This window comes from Pseudochelatococcus sp. (assembly GCF_050946405.1).
GTDB lineage: Bacteria > Pseudomonadota > Alphaproteobacteria > Rhizobiales > Beijerinckiaceae > Pseudochelatococcus.
In genome coordinates this window covers 82,225-100,488 of sequence record NZ_JBMNUS010000011.1, presented here as the reverse complement: position 1 = coordinate 100,488, position 18,264 = coordinate 82,225, and the positions used below count along the sequence as shown (strand labels likewise).

Annotated in this window: 16 protein-coding genes and 1 other RNA gene; 7 read left to right on the top strand and 10 right to left on the bottom strand. The window is 67.2% G+C overall.

The window, feature by feature from the left end:
- Positions 1-14: 14 nt before the first annotated feature.
- From ACOYJQ_RS15670 to ACOYJQ_RS15645, 6 genes are all read right to left on the bottom strand, one after another.
- On the bottom strand, positions 15-1,817 hold the full coding sequence (locus ACOYJQ_RS15670) for a peptidoglycan D,D-transpeptidase FtsI family protein (RefSeq protein WP_433459729.1): 1,803 nt from the start codon (positions 1,815-1,817) through the stop codon (positions 15-17).
- A gap of 31 nt (positions 1,818-1,848) precedes the next feature.
- The gene (gene ftsL / locus ACOYJQ_RS15665; protein ID WP_433459728.1) at positions 1,849-2,226 is read right to left on the bottom strand and encodes a cell division protein FtsL; all 378 of its coding nucleotides are present in this window, start codon (positions 2,224-2,226) and stop codon (positions 1,849-1,851) included.
- Positions 2,226-3,266: a 16S rRNA (cytosine(1402)-N(4))-methyltransferase RsmH gene (rsmH, locus tag ACOYJQ_RS15660; RefSeq protein ID WP_433459727.1), complete on the bottom strand. Its 1,041-nt coding sequence runs from the start codon at positions 3,264-3,266 to the stop codon at positions 2,226-2,228. The genes ftsL and rsmH overlap by 1 nt, the downstream gene beginning before the upstream one ends.
- Positions 3,263-3,748 carry a division/cell wall cluster transcriptional repressor MraZ gene (locus ACOYJQ_RS15655; RefSeq protein WP_433459726.1) on the bottom strand — a complete coding sequence of 162 codons (486 nt, stop codon included), beginning with the start codon at positions 3,746-3,748 and terminating at the stop codon, positions 3,263-3,265. The genes rsmH and ACOYJQ_RS15655 overlap by 4 nt, the downstream gene beginning before the upstream one ends.
- 412 nt (positions 3,749-4,160) lie before the next feature.
- Positions 4,161-4,566, bottom strand: an RNA gene (gene rnpB / locus ACOYJQ_RS15650) — RNase P RNA component class A.
- A 51-nt stretch (positions 4,567-4,617) separates the two neighbouring features.
- A complete protein-coding gene (locus ACOYJQ_RS15645; protein ID WP_433459724.1) occupies positions 4,618-5,367 on the bottom strand; it encodes a lytic transglycosylase domain-containing protein in 750 nt (249 codons plus the stop codon).
- Positions 5,368-5,798: 431 nt separating this feature from the next.
- On the opposite strand from ACOYJQ_RS15645, the gene ACOYJQ_RS15640 reads away from it, so the two are divergent.
- Together ACOYJQ_RS15640 and ACOYJQ_RS15635 are read left to right on the top strand one after the other, a co-directional pair.
- On the top strand, positions 5,799-6,032 hold the full coding sequence (locus ACOYJQ_RS15640) for a glycine zipper domain-containing protein (protein ID WP_433459722.1): 234 nt from the start codon (positions 5,799-5,801) through the stop codon (positions 6,030-6,032).
- Between the two features lie 145 nt (positions 6,033-6,177).
- Positions 6,178-6,978: an N-acetylmuramoyl-L-alanine amidase gene (locus ACOYJQ_RS15635; protein ID WP_433459721.1), complete on the top strand. Its 801-nt coding sequence runs from the start codon at positions 6,178-6,180 to the stop codon at positions 6,976-6,978.
- A 107-nt stretch (positions 6,979-7,085) separates the two neighbouring features.
- Here ACOYJQ_RS15635 and ACOYJQ_RS15630 read toward each other — a convergent pair whose 3' ends face one another.
- Positions 7,086-8,570: an AMP nucleosidase gene (locus ACOYJQ_RS15630; protein ID WP_433459720.1), complete on the bottom strand. Its 1,485-nt coding sequence runs from the start codon at positions 8,568-8,570 to the stop codon at positions 7,086-7,088.
- A 253-nt stretch (positions 8,571-8,823) separates the two neighbouring features.
- On the bottom strand, positions 8,824-10,089 hold the full coding sequence (locus tag ACOYJQ_RS15625) for a LysM peptidoglycan-binding domain-containing protein (RefSeq protein WP_433459719.1): 1,266 nt from the start codon (positions 10,087-10,089) through the stop codon (positions 8,824-8,826).
- Positions 10,090-10,266: 177 nt separating this feature from the next.
- On the opposite strand from ACOYJQ_RS15625, the gene ACOYJQ_RS15620 reads away from it, so the two are divergent.
- The gene (locus ACOYJQ_RS15620) at positions 10,267-10,875 is read left to right on the top strand and encodes a TIGR00730 family Rossman fold protein (RefSeq protein ID WP_433459718.1); all 609 of its coding nucleotides are present in this window, start codon (positions 10,267-10,269) and stop codon (positions 10,873-10,875) included.
- Here ACOYJQ_RS15620 and cysS read toward each other — a convergent pair whose 3' ends face one another.
- Complete coding sequence (gene cysS / locus ACOYJQ_RS15615) at positions 10,876-12,360, bottom strand: cysteine--tRNA ligase (RefSeq protein ID WP_433459716.1); 1,485 nt, start codon at positions 12,358-12,360, stop codon at positions 10,876-10,878.
- A 129-nt stretch (positions 12,361-12,489) separates the two neighbouring features.
- Positions 12,490-13,866, bottom strand: coding sequence for a magnesium transporter (gene mgtE, locus ACOYJQ_RS15610; RefSeq protein ID WP_433459714.1), 1,377 nt, complete (start codon positions 13,864-13,866; stop codon positions 12,490-12,492).
- A 503-nt stretch (positions 13,867-14,369) separates the two neighbouring features.
- Here mgtE and pstS point away from each other — a divergent pair.
- From pstS to pstB, 4 genes are all read left to right on the top strand, one after another.
- Positions 14,370-15,350 (top strand): phosphate ABC transporter substrate-binding protein PstS, encoded by a 981-nt coding sequence (gene pstS / locus ACOYJQ_RS15605; protein WP_433459713.1) that lies wholly within the window; start codon positions 14,370-14,372, stop codon positions 15,348-15,350.
- A gap of 165 nt (positions 15,351-15,515) precedes the next feature.
- On the top strand, positions 15,516-16,484 hold the full coding sequence (gene pstC / locus ACOYJQ_RS15600; RefSeq protein WP_433459711.1) for a phosphate ABC transporter permease subunit PstC: 969 nt from the start codon (positions 15,516-15,518) through the stop codon (positions 16,482-16,484).
- A 13-nt stretch (positions 16,485-16,497) separates the two neighbouring features.
- Positions 16,498-17,400: a phosphate ABC transporter permease PstA gene (pstA, locus tag ACOYJQ_RS15595; RefSeq protein WP_433459710.1), complete on the top strand. Its 903-nt coding sequence runs from the start codon at positions 16,498-16,500 to the stop codon at positions 17,398-17,400.
- A gap of 21 nt (positions 17,401-17,421) precedes the next feature.
- Positions 17,422-18,255 carry a phosphate ABC transporter ATP-binding protein PstB gene (gene pstB, locus ACOYJQ_RS15590; RefSeq protein ID WP_433459708.1) on the top strand — a complete coding sequence of 278 codons (834 nt, stop codon included), beginning with the start codon at positions 17,422-17,424 and terminating at the stop codon, positions 18,253-18,255.
- Positions 18,256-18,264: the final 9 nt, after the last annotated feature.

Here is an 18,264-nt window from a genome sequence, read left to right as displayed (position 1 = left end):
GTTGCTTCCGCAATTCAATGAATCCCCCACGCACCGAGCCGCGCCATGGTCGGGAACGGGTTGACCGGCTCCTCGAAGCGCGGCGGCAAGCCGAGCAGCGGCGCGACGCGCGCCATGATCTTGCCGGTCGTCACGCCCGCGTTCCAGGCGGCGGTCGTCTGGCCGTAGGTTTCCGGCGCCGCCTGCGGCTCGTCGTAAACGGTGAGGAAAAGGTATTTCGGATCGTCCGAGGGCAGCACGGTCATGAAGGTGGTGAAGTTCTTGTTCTTGGCGTAGCGGCCGTTGATCACCTTTTCGGCCGTGCCGGTCTTGCCGCCGATGAAGTAGCCCGGCACGTCCGCCTTGCGCGCATAGCCGCGCTCGGCGTTGAGACGCATGACGAAGCGCATCGCCTCGCTCGTTTCAGGCTTGATGACCTGCGGCGCATCCGCCCGCGCCTCCTGCTCCGGGCGCTTGAGGAAGGTGGGCGTGATGAACTGTCCGCCGTTCGACAGCGCGCCGACGGCGGCGGCGGCCTGCAAGGGCGCCACCGCAAGGCCGTGGCCGTAGGAGATGGTGATGGTGTTCAGCTCGCCCCAGTTGGGCGGCAACAGCGGCGCGGAGCTTTCCGGCATTTCCGTGCGCATGCGGTCGAGCTGGCCGAGCTTCCTCAGGAACGCCTTGTGCGCGGTCACGCCCTGCTGCAACGCCATCCGCGCCGTGCCGATGTTGGACGAGTAGATGAACACCTCGGGGACGTTGAGCACGCGATTCTTGCCGTGGAAGTCCTTGATGGTGAAACGCCCGTAGCGCAGCGCGCTACGCGCGTCATACGTGGAGTTGATGTTGGCCTTGCCGGAATCGAGCGCCATCGCCACCGTCAGCGCCTTGAAGGTGGAGCCCATCTCGAACACGCCGACGATCATGCGGTTGATGCGGTCGGCCTGCAACGCGTCGACGGGGTTGTTGGGATCGTAGTCCGGCAGCGAGACGAGCGAGATCACCTCGCCCGTGTTCACGTCGAGGATCAGCGTGGCGGCGGCCTTGGCCCGGAAATGCGCCACGCCCTTGATCAGCTCGTCGCGCGCCGCCGCCGTCGCGCGCAGGTCGAGGGACAGCCGCACGGGCTCCAGATCGTCGGCCGAGCGGGCGAAGCCGTAGCCGGCCAGCGCCTTCAGCCCCTGATTGTCCATGTATTTCTCGATGCCGGCGATGCCTTCGTTGTCGACATTGGCGAAGCCGAGCACATGCGCGCCGATGGGGCCGTTGGGATAGACGCGCTTGTTCTCCGGCACGAAGCCGATGCCGGGAATGCCGAGCCGGTGCACCTCCGCCTGCTGGCGGGGCGTGATCTGGCGCTTGACCCAGGCGAAGCCCTTGTTGGTGCTCAGCTTGTCACGCAGGTCCTTCGCATCGAGATCGGGCAGCACGGCGGTCAGCAACTCGGTCGCCTCGTCGGCGTCGATGATGTTGCGCGGCTCGGCGAACACCGACACCGTCTTGATGTCGGTGGCGAGCACGATGCCGTTGCGGTCGAGGATATCGGGGCGGGCCGCCGCCACCGTCGTGCCGCCGTGGAACTCGCCCGGCGCCTTGGGATGCATCGCCAGCCAGGAAAGCCGGCCGACGAGCGTCGCGAACAGCACCATGAAGAACGCGCCCACCAGCAGCACCCGCTGCGACGAACGGTCGGCGCGCATGCGGAAAAGATCGCGCACGAAGAGCCACGCCCGCGCGCGGCGCGAAAGGGCCGGCCGCAGTGCCTCCTCGTAGACGGGCATGTCGGGCGCTCCGGCCTCGGGAGCGTTCGCCGCGTCGCGGCCGTTCATCTCATCCATGATACCCCCTCGTCATCCGTTCGCCCGCGCTTCACGGCGTCGCGGTGGCCAGCGCCCCGCTCCCCGGCGTGCTCGTCGGCATGGCGAGCCCCATCGCCTCAAGCTTCTTGCCGATCTCGTCCACCTTCGGCTGGCGCTCCGGGACATCCGAAAAACGCACGATCTGCTTGATGTCGAGCGGCTGGAGATCGAGATGCCGGTCGGCGAGCACCGTGAGGCGGTCCGGCCGCACATGGAACTGCCAGTCGGCGCGCGAGGCGGCGATGGCGTCCTTCTCGCGCTGGATCTGCGCCTTCAGCCGGGAAAGCTTCTCGGCGTAGAAAATCGATTCGTACTTGATCGAATAGGCGTAGCCGGCCGAGCCGACCAGCGCCACCACCGCCAGCACATGCAGCAGACGCACCAGCATCAGCGCCCCCTCTTGCGAAAACGCGGCTGCGGCAGCGCAGCCAGCGACATCACCGATTCATCCGTTTCACGCGCGGGCGCCTGCGTGCGCTCGCCCGCCCTGAGCTTGGCGGAACGCGCGCGCGGATTGGCGCGGCATTCCGCCTCCCCCGGCGCCACCGCGCCGCGCGTCGCCAGCCGGAAGGTCGCGGCCTCGCCCGCCTCCTCCGGCAGATGGCGCGAGCCGCCGCCCGCGCGGCCGGCCCGGCGCGCCAGGAATTGCTTGACGATACGATCTTCGAGTGAATGGAACGTCACCACCACGAGCCGGCCGCCGGGTTTCAACAGGCGCTCGGCCGCGTGCAGCGCCCGCGCCAGTTCGCCGAGTTCGTCGTTGACGTAAATGCGCAGCGCCTGGAACGTGCGCGTCGCAGGATGCGGCCCGTGCGGCTCCGCCCGCACGACGGAGGCGACGATATCCGCCAGTTCCTTCGTCGTCGCGATGGGCGCATGGGCGCGCCGCTCCACGATGGCGCGCGCCACGGCGCGCGAGCGCCGCTCCTCGCCGAAGTTGTAGATGATGTCGGCGAGCACTTCCTCGTCGGCCGTGTTCACGACATCGGCCGCGCTCTCGCCCGCCTGTTCCATGCGCATGTCGAGCGGGCCGTCGAAGCGCAGCGAGAAGCCGCGCGCGCCCTCGTCGATCTGCATGGAGGATACGCCGATGTCGAGCACCACGCCGTCGACGCTCTCGACGTCCTGCGCGCGCACGGCCGCCTCCATCTCGCCGAACACGGTCTCCGCCAGCGCCAGCCGGCCGCCGGCCGCCGCGACCAGCGGCGCGCCGGCCGCGATCGCATCGGGATCGCGGTCGAGCGCGATCACCCGCGTGCCGGGACGGGCGAGGATGGCGGAGGTGTAGCCGCCCGCGCCGAAGGTGCCGTCGACATAGATGCCGCCATCGCGAAGAGCGAGCGCCTCGCACACCTCCCCCAGCAGCACGGGAACGTGACGGGCCGGTCCGCCTGCGACGCCGGCCGGGCCGTCGTCGCGACCCGTCATCGTTCCCGCGCTCCCGAAACCGGAGCCTCCCCGCCGGCGGAAGCGCCAAGCGCCTTCTTCAGCGCGCGCACCTTCTCCCGCGCCTCGGCGAGATGCGCGCTGAAGCGCCCCGGCTCCCACATCTGGAACTTGTAGCCATGCCCCACGAAAGTCACCGCATCCGTCAGGCCGGCATGCGCCCGCAAGCCTTCCGTCATGACGATGCGCCCTTCCGAATCCACTTTCAGAATTTCGCTCGTGCCGAGCAGCGCCGTCGACAGATGGTCGCGCTCGTCCGAATAGGGCGGGAGCGTCGACAGCAGGCCGTCGATTTCCCGCAACAGAAGATTGCCCCCGGCGTCGAGCGCCGGGCTGTCCAGAGCCGGATGCACGTAAAGCCCCTCGAAACCGTCCCGCGCCAGCACGGCCCGAAACGGCGCGGGGATCGACACCCGCCCCTTCGCGTCCAGCCGGTTGGTGAAATTGGATACGAACCGATCCATGAAGCCCATACCCGAAAGGCAAGGCGCTTGCCGCTCTCACCAACGAACCCGTCGCCATCGCGACACATCCGCGCCCCGGCCGGCATGCGCCGCCATTGCGCAGACACCCGCCGAAGGAACGGCGCCCTTCAGGGGCATGCCGCGTCCGGCCGATCGCAAACGGGATGATTTGGGATATCATGGGATGCCATGGTCGTCAATGGAATCGCGCCCACAACGGCCGGGATTTCCAAGTCCATCACAACCGCGTCAGGGTTAATGAACCGTTGATTCGGCACGGATTTCACGTATTCCCATGAATAAAGACGGCGGAATGAAAAAAGGCCGCGAACGCCATGCGGGCATTCGCGGCCTTCATTCACGACCCGGACGCGCTTTCCCGCGGGAGAAACGCGCCTTGAATCGAAAACGCGATGTCAGCCGGCCTGTAAGCCGGGTTCTGTATGGCGAACGCCTCTCGGCGCCCGCGTGACGACCATTCATCTGGGACGGCTGTCGCCAGCCGCCTCAAGCAACCAACCCGGACGACCGGCGCGGAAACGCGCCTGACGGCCCGGCGAGCCGGACCGTCCGTCGTCCCTATTCGGTTTTGCTCCCGGTGGGGTTTACCTCGCCGCGTCCGTTACCGGCCGCGCGGTGCGCTCTTACCGCACCCTTTCACCCTTACCCCGAACGCATCCGGGGCGGTTTGCTTTCTGTGGCACTTTCCCTGGGGTTGCCCCCGCCGGACGTTATCCGGCACCGTGTTTCCGTGGAGCCCGGACTTTCCTCCGCCTGAAGGCGCGAACCTTGCGGGCGGCGGCCGTCCGGCCGGCTGACATGCCGCGACATAAGGGTGCGCGGCCGCGCGGTCAAGTCTGTAGCCGCCTTCAATCGACCATGATCGCGCCGGCGCCGGTCGCGGCGGAGGCAGTCTTCAGCTTTCCGCCGCGATTTTCGCGGTCAGCGCTTGCCACGATCGTGCGCACCTTGGCGCAATAGGCGAGGTTGGCGCGGCTCGGCCGCTTGGCATAATGGCCGCTCTGGTAGCGCATGACCGCGCCGCAGGTATCGCCGCCCGCGAGCCGATAGGCCTGGCCGAGATATTTCATGCCATAGCGGATATTGGTTTCGGGCTCCATCAGCCCTTTTGCATCGCCGCGATAGCCGAGGCCGCGCGCCGTGGCGTGCTTGATCTGCATCAGGCCGATGGCGCCGCCGTTCGTGACGCGCGGCTGGTAGCGGCTCTCCACCCGCACCACGGCGTCGCCCAGCGCGAAGGGCACGCCGTTGGCGACGGCATGGGCGGCGATGAGGGCGCGATATTGCTCCCGCGCGCCCTGCCTGTAACCGAGCGGCCGGCCGCCGGACGCACGCCCGGACGCCGCCTCGCCAGCCGCCGCGAACGCCGGCGGCGCCACGATCGTCCGCTTCGCGCGCATCTTCAGCGCCTTCTTTCCGCGGGATGCGCCGTCCTTCTCCACGGCTGCCGTTTGCTCCTGCCTTGTGTGCTCCTGTTTCGCCTGCTCTCGCCTCAACCGCTCGCCCGCCATGAACGCATGAGGGTCGGCGTTATCCGACGCGAGTGCGGACGCCACGCCCGCCACTCCCGCCACGATTCCAGCCAGCGCAAACACCATTACTCTCTTCAAGCCATCGCTCCCAGGTCGATCTGGCGCGCGATCGCAACAACGGCCCACGGCGGAACAACATTTCCGCGTGCATCCGCCGCCGCAACCGATGCGACACCAGTCTCCACAAGCCCCCCGGCCATCGACAGGCGTACACTCAACCTGCAAATGCGGCGATCTTCTGGCAGAGGCAAGAATTATGTATTGATATACATTAGAACAAAAACATAAATGAAATAATACATTATGTTTACTATATATTATCCATTATTTTCTATATTCGATTACATAGCTCAAGTTATAATTATGTGGCAAAAAATTGACGATGCTCATACAGCCCGCCTCATGCTTGAATTAGAGGGAGCACACCGTTATTTTCGCGTGTCGGTTCCCGTGCGGCGAGCGGCAGGCGGAGGATCGCCAGAGATTCGGAGTGCATCATGCTGACGTCACGTTTCATCTGCATCGCCACCGCCGGCGCGCTGGCGCTTATGCTCGGCGCCTGCAACACGACGAATCCGCGCGACCGCGCGGTGGGTGGCGCCCTGATCGGCGGCGCGACGGGCGCCGTCGTCGGCGGCGTGGCGACGGGACGCGCGGGCGGCGCGCTGGCGGGCGGCGCCATCGGCGCGGCGAGCGGCGCGATCATCGGCCACGCCACGGCCCCGCGCTGACCTCCCGGAGCCGCCGCGCGATCGAGCCACACGGCGGCAAACGGCGATTTGCGGGCGTGAAGCCATCGGATGCTTCCATCCGACGGAAAAGCGCTCTATGAGGAAGCATGACTTCCCTCATCCCACCGCTTCACGCCTTTCCAAGATGACATCCCGCCCGGCCCCCGACAGCCACGTCGCGTCGAAGATCTTTCCGTCGCCCAACCACGGCCCTCGCGCGCCGAAAGCCGGCGACGCGGAAAACGCCGCCCGCCGGCCGGACATCCTGCTGCTGCACTACACGGACATGGCCGATTCGGGGCAGGCGCTGAACCGCCTCTGCGATGCGACGTCGGAAGTATCGGCGCATTATTTCGTGTTCGAGGACGGCCGCGTGTTGCAGCTCGTGCCCGAGGGGCGGCGCGCCTGGCATGCGGGCGCGGGGGTGTGGGACGGCGAGCGCGACGTCAACTCCGCTTCCATCGGCATCGAGATCGCCCACCCCGGCCATCGCCGCGCGCCGGAACGGCCCGAATCCATGCCGCCCTATCCGCCGGCGCAGATCGAGGCGGTCATCGCCCTGGGGCGCGATATCGTCACTCGCTGGGGCATCCGCGCCGACAGGGTGCTGGCGCATTCCGACGTCGCGCCACAACGCAAGCGCGATCCCGGCGAGGCTTTTCCGTGGCGGGCGCTGGCGCAGGCCGGCGTCGGCCATTGGGTCGAGCCCGCCGCGCTGCGGAGCGGCCGCTTTCTCTCGCCGGGCGAACGCGGCCAGCCGGTGGAAGCGTTGCAGGCCATGCTGGCGCTCTACGGCTACGGCCTCGACATCGACGGCTTCTACGGCATGCACACGGAAGCCGTGGTGCGCGCCTTCCAGCGCCACTTCCGCCCCGAGCGCGTCGATGGCATCGCCGACGCCTCCACCATCACGACGCTGCGCGATCTGATCGCGGCGCGGCCTTAGAGCAGTTTGCGTTCAAATCGATCCATCGAATTGAATGCAAGTTGCGGTAAAATATAGAGTTTAGAGCGGCGTGACGATTCCACTTGAATGCACGCCGCTCTAGCGCCTCAACGGAACGGCGGCTCGTCGAAGCTTCTCAGCTTGCGCGAATGCAGGGAATGGAGCTGGCTGCGCAGCAGGTCCAGCGCCGCGAGGCCGATGCGCAGATGCTGCCCCACCGAGCGCTCGTAAAAGGCATTGGCCGCGCCGGGCAGCTTGATCTCGCCGTGCAGCGGCTTGTCGGACACGCACAGCAGCGTGCCGTAGGGCACCCGCAACCGGAAACCCTGCGCGGCGATGGTGCCGCTCTCCATGTCCACCGCGATGGCGCGCGACAGGTTGATCAGCCGCCGCTCCTGCGACCAGCGCAGCTCCCAGTTGCGGTCGTCGTAGGTGACGACCGTGCCGGTGCGCAGGCGCTTCTTGAGCGTTTCGCCGCGCTCGCCGGTGACGCTCGCCGCCGCTTCCTGCAACGCCACCTGCACCTCGGCGAGCGCCGGAATCGGTATCTCCGGCGGGATGGCCCGGTCGAGGATGTTGTCCTGCCGCAGATAAGCGTGCGCCAGCACATAATCCCCGATCGCCTGGGACTGGCGCAAGCCGCCGCAATGCCCGATCATCAGCCAGCAATGCGGGCGCAGCACCGCCAGATGATCGGTGATGTTCTTGGCGTTCGCCGGCCCCACGCCGATGTTGACGAGGCTCACGCCATGGCCGTCCTCGGCCACCAGATGATAGGCCGGCATCTGGAAACGGTGCCACGCGACGCCGGCCGCCAGCGCCACCGCCTCGTCCTCCGGCGTGCCGCGCGCGATGATCGTGTTGCCCGGCAGCACAAGCCGCGTATAGCGCCCGTCCTGCCGCAGATAGGCCAGCGCGATGCGGATGAACTGGTCGACATAGCGGTGGTAATTGGTCAGCAATATCCACGGCTGGACATGCCGCCAGTCGGTGCCGGTGTAATGCACCAGCCGCCGCAGCGAGAAATCGACCCGCGCGCCGTCGAACAGCGACAGCGGCAGCGGGCGGCTGTCGTCATAGCGCCACAGCCCGTCCGCCACCTCGTCGCCCACCTCGATGAGATTGGGCACGGGAAAATGCCGCGCGAGATCCGCCGCCGTGCTGCCGGCGCCGCCGAGTTCGTCGCCGCGCGCGATCACATAGGGATAGGGAATCTCCTGCCGGCCGCGCCCGACCAGCAAGCGCGCGGAAAAATCCTCCATCAGATGCGTGAGCTGGTCGACCAGATAGCCGCGAAACGCCTCCGGCTGGGTGACGGTCGTCGCATAGACGCCGGCGCGCTGGAATTTCGCATAGGCGCGCGCGCTCACGGGAATGGAGCCGCCGGGCTCGTAGACGACGCGCAATTCCGGGTAGCAGAACGCTTCGCGCGTCGCGGCGTCGGGCGCGATGCGCGCCGATACATAGGCGTCGAGCGCCTCGCGCTGCGCCGCAAGCGCCTCGTCGTGCAGGACGGCGAGCCTGTCGACCGCCTCCCCGGCGCTCGCGCAGGCGACGAAACCGGGCGTCGTGCGCGCGGCGGCATGGTTCATCCGCTTGTTCCTCCAGAAATCGCCGGCCCGGCGCGGTGGAAACCATCGCTGGAACCGTCGCACCAGGCCGGGGAGTGCATGCACTTCCCGCGAAAACGTGATGCATAAACAAAAGGATGGAGCGGCGTGCATTCGGGCGGAATCGTCACGCCGCTCTAAATCCCATATTTTACCGCAACTTGCGTTCAAGTCGATGGATCGACTTGAAGGCAAACTGCTCCGGAGCGACGGCGCCGCCTGGATGCCCGCCGCTCTATCGCACGACCGGATTGGCCGGATCGCCGGGCAGCACGAACAATTGCCCCGGATAGATCAGATCCGGGTTGCGGATCTGGCTCTGGTTGGCGCCGTAGATCATCGTATAGCGCACGCCGCGGCCGTAGATGCGCCGGCTGATGCGCCACAGGCTGTCGCCGCGCTCCACGCGCGTCGTGCGCACCTGCGGCACCACCACATGCGCGCCGTCCTCGCCGGCATCATCCCTGCCCGCTCCGGCGGCGGGCGGCATGACGGGCGCCTCGCGCCCGGCGTCATCAAGCCCGGCGTTGTCCATCACGAACGGCACCTCCGCCCGCGACACCACCTTGTCGCCGTTGGCGGCCGACATTTCGTCGAGACGCACGCGATAATCGCCGTCGCGAAGACCGGAACCGATGCTGAAGCCGAGTTGCCCGCGCGGCGAGGCTTTCGCGGCGGCAAGATAGCTGTCGTTCAGATACAGCCGGACGGCGGCGCCCGGCGGCGCCTGCCCGGAGACATAAAGCCGGCCGGCTTCCGCCTCCACCGCCGTCACGGCGACGGCGGACGGCGGCGACGCGGCGGGCGCCTCCGCCGGCACGGACGTTTCCGCATCGGCGGTTTTCCCGTCCGCGGTTTCCGCCCCGGCCGGCGCGCCGATGCCCGGCCCCGCCAGCACGGCGGTGGGCCGGTCGGGCTCCGCCAGCGCCACGACCGGCTGCGAGCGCCGATCCTCCGCGATGACGATCGTCACCGACTGCCGCGACACCGTTATCGTCCCGTCGTCGGCGATCTCGCGCAGGGTCAGTTCATGGTCGCCGGGCGGCAGAGGCGGCGGCGTGAGGGCGAAAGCGCCCGAGTCGAGCGCCTCGGCCCGGTCATGCACGCGGCCGTCGACGAGCAGTTCGACCGTCCGGCCCGGCGAGGCACGGCCGGCAACGACCGAATCGCCGGCTGGATCGACGCGCACGACATCGAAATTCGGCGTTGCGGGCGCCTGTTCCTCTCCCGCCCCGGCGACCGCGACCGCCGCCGCTTGCGGAAGCGCCGCCGGCGGAGCCACGGCGGCGGGCGAAACCGCATGTGTCGGACGATCGCCGGAAACGGCAGCCGGCGCGGGAGCGGGAGCAGCCGGAGGAACGGGGGTCGTCTGCGTCAGCGGCACCGCCCGGCCGTCAGGTCGCTCCCCGATGCGCGGCAGGCCGAAGACGGCGAAAGCGGCCGCCAGCGCGGCGGCGCCAGCCGCAACGATCGCCGCCTGCCCCCTGCCCGATATGGCCATCAGCCGTCCCTCTCGCCCGAAACCGAAACACAGCCACCTTATATACCGCCTCCGGCCATTTGTCGCGCCATACGAAAGGTTTGGCCCGACAAATGGCCGGAGGCGGCCCGGCATGGACCGGAACATCGTGATCGTGCGCTCTTGACCATGCTGTTGCGGCAGTTCAAACCATGCCGCATGACTACGATTCGATCCATTTGCGTCTATTGCGGCTCCGCCAACGGCAACGACCCGGTTTTCACCGACGAGGCCGTCGCGCTCGGCACGGCGATGGCGAAGTCCGGCATCCGGCTGATCTACGGAGGCGGGAACATCGGCCTCATGGGCGCGACCGCCCGCGCCGTTCTGGAGGCGGGCGGCGAGGTGACCGGCATCATCCCGGACTTCCTGAAGCAGCGCGAAAGCCTGCTGGAAGCCGTGCAGGAAACCGTCATCGTGCCGGACATGCATACCCGCAAGCGGCTGATGTTCGAACGCGCGGACGCCTTCGTCGCCCTGCCCGGCGGCATCGGCACGCTGGAGGAACTCGTCGAGCAGCTCACCTGGGCGCAGCTCGGCCGCCACAAGAAGCCTATCCTGATGCTCGACACGCGGGGCTTCTGGCGCCCGCTGCTGTCGCTGTTCGCCCACATGAATTTCGCGGGCTTCATCCGGCCGGGCCTCGGCGTCACATATCTGGTGGCGGAAAAGGCCGGCGACATCATCCCGATGCTCAACACCGCCGCCCAGCGCAGCGCGCTGACCGAACCCGCCCCCGAGGCGCGGGCCATCGGCGAGCGATTCTGATCACGCCGCCGTCCAGCTCGTCGTGCCGTCCTTGTTGTCGACAAGCGTGACGCCCCGTTCGGCGAGTTCCTTGCGGATGCGGTCGGCTTCGGCCCAGTCTTTCGCGCCGCGGGCGGCCTTGCGCGCCGCGATCGCCGCCTCGATGGCTGCGGCGTCGAGCCCCGCCGGCGGCGTTTCCGCCTCCCGCGCCAGCGGGGAAAGGTCGAAGCCCAGCAGGTCGAGCCCCGCCTTCAGCCCGGCGAGATCGCCGGCCGACTTCAGCCCGTGCAGGACGGTGATGGCCATGTGCGTGTTGAGATCGTCGGCCAGCGCCTCCAGCAGCGCATGCGGCGGTTGCGCCGCCGCCTCCACGCCGTCGACCGCGCGCGCCCAGCCCGCGAGCGTGGCGGCGCTTTCCTCGAGCCCCTTCACCGTCCAGTCGATGGGCTGGCGATAGTGCGTGCGCAGCATGGCGAAGCGCAGCACTGCCCCCGGCCAGGCCCGCCCGCCGAATACGTCTTTCTCCAGCAGGTCGTGAATGGTGATGAAGTTGCCGAGCGACTTGGACATCTTCTCGCCCTCGACCTGCAACAGGCCGTTGTGCAGCCAGTAGTTGGCCATGCGCGGCGTATCGAGCGCGCAGCACGTCTGGGCGATTTCGTTCTCGTGGTGGGGAAACACGAGGTCGATGCCGCCGGCATGGATGTCGAACGTTCCGCTCGCGGCCGGATCGTCGCAGCGAATCCGGCCGGCGAAGCGTTCCACCAGATGGCGCCAGCTCATCGCGGAGCACTCGATATGCCAGCCGGGACGCCCCGGCACGGCGATGCCGGCGGGGCTCTCCCAGCCCGGCTCATGCGCGCCGGAGGGTTTCCAGAGCACGAAGTCCATCGCGTCGCGCTTGTAGGGCGCGACGTCGACGCGCGCGCCCGCCAGCATGTCGTCCAGGGAGCGGCGCGCCAGCGCCCCGTAGCGCGGCAGCCGCCCGCTGTTCTCCCGCGCCGCCGCCTGCATGGCGGCCACCGAGAACAACACGTGATTTTCCGCCACATAGGCGAAACCGCGCGCCACGAGCCGCTCGATCAGCGTGCGCATCTCGGCGATATGCCCGGTCGCGCGCGGCTCGACGGTGGGCGCCAGCACGCCGAGCGCCTGCGTATCCTTGCGATACTGCGCCTCCGTCGTTTCCGTGACGCGGCGGATGGCCTCGTTCAGCGGCAGGGCGGGAAAGTCGCGCGCCGCGCGGGCGTTGATCTTGTCGTCGACATCGGTGAAATTGCGCACGTAAGTTACCGCCTCCGCGCCGTAGCGATGGCGCAGCAGGCGGAACACGAGATCGAACACGATGACGGGACGCGCGTTGCCGATGTGCGCGTAGTCATACACCGTCGGACCGCAGACATACATGCGCACCGCCTGCGGATCGACGGGAATGAAATCTTCCTTGACCCGCGTCAGCGTGTTGAAAAACCGCAGCGTGTAAGAGCTGTCCTGCGTCGAAGGCATGTGCGCCGTTCCCCCAATGCCGCCGGGATGGCGCGCGAATGACCGCGATCCCTGTCATATAAGGGTTATCTGCCCTCTCGGCCGGATGTCGTCAAGGGCGGGGTCGGCGACCGCCCTCAAGGACGGCGCTCAGATGTAGATCGAGGTCGCGATGATGAAGAAAATGAGCACGCCGACGACGTCGTTGGAGGTGGTGATGAAGACGCCTGTGGCCACCGCCGGATCGAGCCGCAGGCGCTTGAGCGCAAGCGGCACGAGCGACCCGACGACGGAGGCCTGCACGGTGACGACCAGCAGGGAAAGCAGCGCGGTGAGCGCGAGCAGGGCCGGCCGGTCGATGTCCATGAAACCCGACACGGCCATGATGCCGATGCCGATGATCAGCCCCACGATGGTGCCGTTGAGCAGCGCGCCCCCCAGTTCGCGCACGATGCGCCCGCCGATGTCGCCGACCCACAGCGCGTTCGACGCCAGCGCCTGCACGGTAATGGTGGAAGCCTGGATGCCGGCGTTGCCCGCCAGCGACATGACGATGGGAATGAGGCTCGCCAGAATCGCCGCCTCCGTCAGCGCGTCCTCGTAGGACCCGACCACCAGCGCCGCGATGCTGGAGCCGATCAGCCCGGCGCTCAGCCACGGCAGGCGGCGCGGGACGATCTGGAGCGGACCGTCCATCGCGCTGGCGTCGGCGGCAAGGCCCGCCATCAGCTTCATGTCCTCTTCCGCTTCCTCGCGGTCGATCTCCCGCAGTTCCTCCGCCGTGATGATGCCGAGCAGCGCCCCGCCCGCATCGACGACGGGCAGCACCGGCAGATGCTCGCGCTCGGCGACGCGGGCCACCTCCTCGCGATCGGTATCGGCCGAGACCGTGACCGTATCGGCGCGCATGATGGTGCCGACGACCGTATCGGTCGGATACAGCACCAGATCCCGCACCTTCAGGTAGCCGACGAGCTGGCGGCCGCCGTTGGTGATATAGACGGCGTAAAGGCGGTCGATGATATCGGCGTTCCGGCGTATCTCGTCGATGACCTGGGCGACCGTCCAGTCCTGCGGCACGGCGACGAGGCGCCGGCGCATGACGGCGCCGGCCGTCTCGTCCCGGTAGGCGATGGCGGCGCGCACCTCCTCCGCCTGCGGATGAGCGGCGAGAGCCGCCTGGACGAGATGTTCCGGCAGGTCGGCCAGGAAGTCGGCGGCATCCGCCACCGACAGTTTCGCCGCGATTCTGGCGATGCGCTGCTGACCTTCGGCGTCGAGCAGGCTGGCGCGAATCGTCGGGTCAAGTTCCTCCAGCGCCGCGAGACCCGGCGCGTCCGGCAAAAGCCGCAGCAGCGCGCGGGCGCGGCGGGGCTTCAGCAGCAGGATGAGTCGCGCGGCCTCCGCGGGCGTCAGGGCGGCGACATCGGCGAGTTCCGCCTCAGCGCCGGCCTTGAGCAATTGATTGAGCTGTTCGAGAGGCTCCGCCTCGCCGTGGGATGCGCGCCGCAGTTCTTCAATCAGCATGATTCTCGCTCCATAAATTCGCCGTTGCATGCCGGAAAACCCGCAAGCCCGCCGCGCGGGGACGCCGATCGGCGCCCTTTACAAGTTGCGCCGTTCAACAAAGCGCGCTACTCATAGAGCCGTTCTGATACAATTTCTTGACGAGCCGATCCCGCGCCGGACGATCGCCGGGCCGACATCCGGCATGGGGGCGACGCCGGCGAAGCGCCGCGACAGACGGCGCGGATACCCGCATGAAGCATCCATACGGGTGTGTTTTTTATGCAACACCCCAGTGCTTTGCGACGTGAGCGGACCGTTTTTCCCCTGATCCGCGTCCGGCGCCCGTTCGCCCTGAAACCCTTGAATCAAAAGGGATAACTATTTTTTGGCGGCCTTTCGCCGCTCATTGTTATTATTCTGTCGCGAACTCGTGTCCAATAATCGTCGGCAATCAGATTGGAGAGTTGAACATGAAATCCGCCTTTCTCCGCTATGTTCTTGCTGCATTCATTGGACTTTTCATGGTGAGCGGCCCCGCCTTCGCGCAAAATGTGCGGATCACGGGCGCTGGCGCGAGCTTCCCGTTCCCGCTCTATTCGGCGTGGTTCCAGAAGTATAGCCAGGTCACGCGCAACGTGCGCATCGACTACCAGTCCACGGGCAGCGGCGCCGGCGTACAGCAGTTCATCCAGCGCCTCGTGGACTTCGCCGGCAGCGACTCGGCGATCTCCGACGAGCAGATCTCCCAGGTCAACGGCGGCGTCGTGGTGCTGCCCCTGACGGCCGGCAAGATCGTTCTCGCCTACAACCTGCCGGGCGTTGCGGAGCTGAAGCTTCCGCGCGAGGTTTACCCGTTGATCTTCACGGGTGAGGTCACCCGCTGGAACGACCCGCGCATCGTCGCCGCCAACCCCGGCGTGACGCTCCCCGACCAGACGATCACCGTCGTCCGCCGTTCGGACAGCTCGGGCACCACTTTCGTGTTCACCAAGCACCTGAGCGAAATCAGCGCCTCCTTCAAGGAGAAGCTCGGTTCCGGCACCACCGTGCAGTGGCCGAGCCTGCCGAACTTCGTCGGCGCGCCGCGCAACGACGGCATCACCGCCACCGTCATGCAGACGCCCGGCTCCATCGGTTACATCGAGTATGGCTTCGCCAAGCTCTCCAACACCCCCTTCGCCCTGCTCGAGAACAAGTCGGGCAACTTCGTGAAGGCGAGCCGCGAAACCGGCCAGGCCGCGCTCGCGAGCGCCGATTTCTCGGGTGACGACCTGCGCATCTGGATCCCGGATCCGGCCGGTGCGGACGCCTATCCGATCTCGACCTTCACCTGGCTGCTGTTCTTCAAGAACCACGGCAACGCCGAGATCCAGTCCGCCCTGCGCGACTTCGTGAAGTGGGCCGCGACCGACGGCCAGCAGCTTGCCGAGGAACTCGGCTACATCCCGCTGCCCAAGGTGGCCGCCGACCGCGTCATCGAAGAGTCCGCCAAGATCCAGTAAGGAACGGGCGGGTATATGACGGACAGCTCCCGGATCCCCGCGGTCCGGGAGCACAATGCGCGGATAACGTCATCCGTCAATCTGCCGATGGCGGCCCTGCCCGCGCGGCGGATTGCCCAATGCGGGTTGTTCGTGGCCGATGGTTCATCAACAAGGTGATGCAAGATGGCTCAGCTCAAGCCTACCTTACTGTCCGAGAAATCCATTTCGCAAAATCCCACCGGCGCCGAATACGCCACCGACCGCGGCTTCAGGGGGCTGGCGCTCGCCAGCGGCGTCGGGGCGATCCTGCTGCTCGTGGCGGTTCTGATCGTGATCGGCGCGGAAGCGCTTCCGGCTATCTCCAAGCACGGTTTCAGCTTCCTGACGAGCGCCGTCTGGGCGCCGGGGCGCAACGAGTTCGGCATCCTGGCCGAGATCTGGGGTACGCTTTACAGCTCCATCCTCGCTCTCCTCATCGCCGGTTTCTTCGGCGTCGCCATCTCCATCTTCCTGACGCAGGACTTCCTGCCGCCGGCGCTGGCGCAGGTCTTCCGCACCATCGTCGAGATGCTCGCCGCCATCCCCAGCGTCGTCTACGGCCTGTGGGGTATCTTCGTCGTCATTCCGGCCATCCGGCCGCTGGCGAACTGGCTGCACGAATACCTCGGCTTCATCCCCTTCTTCGGCACCTCCTACGGTGGCCCCGGCATGGCGCCCGCGGTGATCGTGCTGGCCATCATGGTGCTGCCGACGGTCGCCGCCATCTCGCAGGATGCGTTCCGCCTCATTCCCTACAAGGTGAAGGAAGCGGCCTACGGCATGGGCACGACGCGCTGGGAAGCGATCCTGAAGGTCATGGTTCCGACCGCCGCGAACGGCATCTTCGCCTCGCTGGTTCTCGGTTTCGGCCGCGCGCTCGGCGAAACGATGGCGCTCGCCATGATCATCGGCAACGCGAACCAGATCAGCCTGTCGCTTTTCTCGCCTGCCAACACGCTGGCGTCGCTGCTCGCCTCGACCTTCCCGGAAGCCGGCCAGCTCGAGCGCGAGGCGCTGATGTTCGCCGCGCTGACGCTGCTTTTCATCACCTTCATCGTAAACGTCGCGGGCACGATCATCATGGCCTTCGCGTCCAAGCAGCAGACGAGCTGAGGGGAGCACCGCAATGACTTTCACCACAGCCAACATGCAGCAGGCAGCCGTCGGGGCCCGCCCGGTCCCCAGCATGCGCCGCTCGTTCGCGGAGCCGCGCAACCTGCGCAGCTTCATCCTCACCGTCTTCGTCTGGTTCCTCGCCGTCGTCGCGGCGGTGCCGCTGTTCTCCGTGCTCTACATGCTCATCTCCCAGGGCGGCGCGCGGCTGAGCCTCGATCTGTTCACGGAACTGCCGCCCGCGGGCTTCATGCCGGGCGGCGGCTTCGGCAACGCCATCATCGGCACGCTGGTGATGGTCGGCATCGGATCGGCGATCTCCATTCCGCTCGGCATCCTGGGCGGCACCTATCTCGGCGCGATCGCGCCCACCGGCAAGCTGACGGAAACGGTACGCTTCGTCGCGAAGGTGCTGACCGGCTTTCCCTCCATCCTCGTCGGTGTGTTCGTCTTCGGCGCCATAGTGCAGGCCATGGGCACGTTCTCCGCGCTCGCGGGCGGCGTGGCGCTGGCGATCGGCATGCTGCCGACCGTGCTGCTGACCTCCGAGCAGGCCATCCGCATGGTGCCCCAGCGCATGAAGGACGCCGCCACAGGCATCGGCTGCACCTCGACGCAGACCGTGCTGAAGGTGGTGCTGCCGACGGCGCTGCCCGGCATCATGACCGGCATCATGCTCGGCATCGCCTCGGCGGCGGGCGAATCCGCGCCGCTGCTGTTCACCGCGCTGTTCAGCAGCTTCTGGCTGGAGAGCCTGGTCGAGCCGACCGCCTCGCTGTCGATCCTCATCTACAACTTCTCGGGTATGCCCTTCCCGAACCAGATCCAGCTCGCCTGGTCCGCATCGCTCGTGCTGGTGCTGATCGTACTCGTGTTCAACATCCTCAGCCGGCTCTTCGGAAGCCGGAAGGTCTAACGTCGCCGTCGGAGTAGGCCCATGACCATCAACCTGTCCTCCTCGTCCGCCGCCACGGCTCCGGTCGCCGGCGCCAACGCGCCGCAGTATGCGATCTCCGCGGCGATCGACAAGATCTTCTACGGTGACTTCCTTGCCGTGCGCGACAGCGCCATCGGCGTCGAAAAAGGCAAGATCACCGGCTTCATCGGCCCCTCGGGCTGCGGCAAGTCCACGGTGCTGCGCAGCCTCAACCGCATGAACGACCTGATCCCGATCTTCCGCCTCGAAGGCCGGGTCGACTTCATGGGTCAGGACATCTATGCCAAGGACATCGATCCCGTGTCGGTGCGCCGCCACATCGGCATGGTGTTCCAGCAGCCCAACCCGTTCTCGATGAGCATCTACGAGAACGTCGCCTTCGGTCTGCGTCTCAACCGCTTCAAGGGCAACATGGACGAGCAGGTGGAGCGTTCGCTGCGCCGCGCCGGTCTGTGGAACGAGGTGAAGGACAAGCTGAAGCAGAACGGCCTCGCCCTCTCGGGCGGCCAGCAGCAGCGCCTGTGCATCGCCCGCGCCATCGCGATCGAGCCCACGGTGCTGCTGATGGACGAGCCCTGCTCGGCGCTCGACCCCATCGCGACGCGCATCGTGGAAGAGCTGATGCTGGAGCTGAAGAACGACTACAGCGTCGCCATCGTGACCCACAACATGCAGCAGGCCCAGCGCGTCGCCGACATCACGGCGTTCTTCTCGGTCGACGTCTCCAAGGGCGGCCGCACCGGCTATCTCGTGGAGAAGGGCCCGACGGCCGAGCTCTTCGCCAATCCCCAGGAGCAGCTGACCCGCGAATACGTTTCCGGCCAGTTCAGCTAAGGAGTGGGT

What these genes read in the sequence shown, in the direction of transcription:
- ACOYJQ_RS15670 (WP_433459729.1), bottom strand. Translation starts at nt 1,817, where the DNA reads ATGGATGAGATGAACGGCCGCGACGCGGCGAACGCTCCCGAGGCCGGA.
- ftsL (WP_433459728.1), bottom strand. Translation starts at nt 2,226, where the DNA reads ATGCTGGTGCGTCTGCTGCATGTGCTGGCGGTGGTGGCGCTGGTCGGC.
- rsmH (WP_433459727.1), bottom strand. Translation starts at nt 3,266, where the DNA reads ATGACGGGTCGCGACGACGGCCCGGCCGGCGTCGCAGGCGGACCGGCC.
- ACOYJQ_RS15655 (WP_433459726.1), bottom strand. Translation starts at nt 3,748, where the DNA reads ATGGATCGGTTCGTATCCAATTTCACCAACCGGCTGGACGCGAAGGGG.
- ACOYJQ_RS15645 (WP_433459724.1), bottom strand. Translation starts at nt 5,367, where the DNA reads ATGGTGTTTGCGCTGGCTGGAATCGTGGCGGGAGTGGCGGGCGTGGCG.
- ACOYJQ_RS15640 (WP_433459722.1), top strand. Translation starts at nt 5,799, where the DNA reads ATGCTGACGTCACGTTTCATCTGCATCGCCACCGCCGGCGCGCTGGCG.
- ACOYJQ_RS15635 (WP_433459721.1), top strand. Translation starts at nt 6,178, where the DNA reads ATGACATCCCGCCCGGCCCCCGACAGCCACGTCGCGTCGAAGATCTTT.
- ACOYJQ_RS15630 (WP_433459720.1), bottom strand. Translation starts at nt 8,570, where the DNA reads ATGAACCATGCCGCCGCGCGCACGACGCCCGGTTTCGTCGCCTGCGCG.
- ACOYJQ_RS15625 (WP_433459719.1), bottom strand. Translation starts at nt 10,089, where the DNA reads ATGGCCATATCGGGCAGGGGGCAGGCGGCGATCGTTGCGGCTGGCGCC.
- ACOYJQ_RS15620 (WP_433459718.1), top strand. Translation starts at nt 10,267, where the DNA reads ATGACTACGATTCGATCCATTTGCGTCTATTGCGGCTCCGCCAACGGC.
- cysS (WP_433459716.1), bottom strand. Translation starts at nt 12,360, where the DNA reads ATGCCTTCGACGCAGGACAGCTCTTACACGCTGCGGTTTTTCAACACG.
- mgtE (WP_433459714.1), bottom strand. Translation starts at nt 13,866, where the DNA reads ATGCTGATTGAAGAACTGCGGCGCGCATCCCACGGCGAGGCGGAGCCT.
- pstS (WP_433459713.1), top strand. Translation starts at nt 14,370, where the DNA reads ATGGTGAGCGGCCCCGCCTTCGCGCAAAATGTGCGGATCACGGGCGCT.
- pstC (WP_433459711.1), top strand. Translation starts at nt 15,516, where the DNA reads ATGGCTCAGCTCAAGCCTACCTTACTGTCCGAGAAATCCATTTCGCAA.
- pstA (WP_433459710.1), top strand. Translation starts at nt 16,498, where the DNA reads ATGACTTTCACCACAGCCAACATGCAGCAGGCAGCCGTCGGGGCCCGC.
- pstB (WP_433459708.1), top strand. Translation starts at nt 17,422, where the DNA reads ATGACCATCAACCTGTCCTCCTCGTCCGCCGCCACGGCTCCGGTCGCC.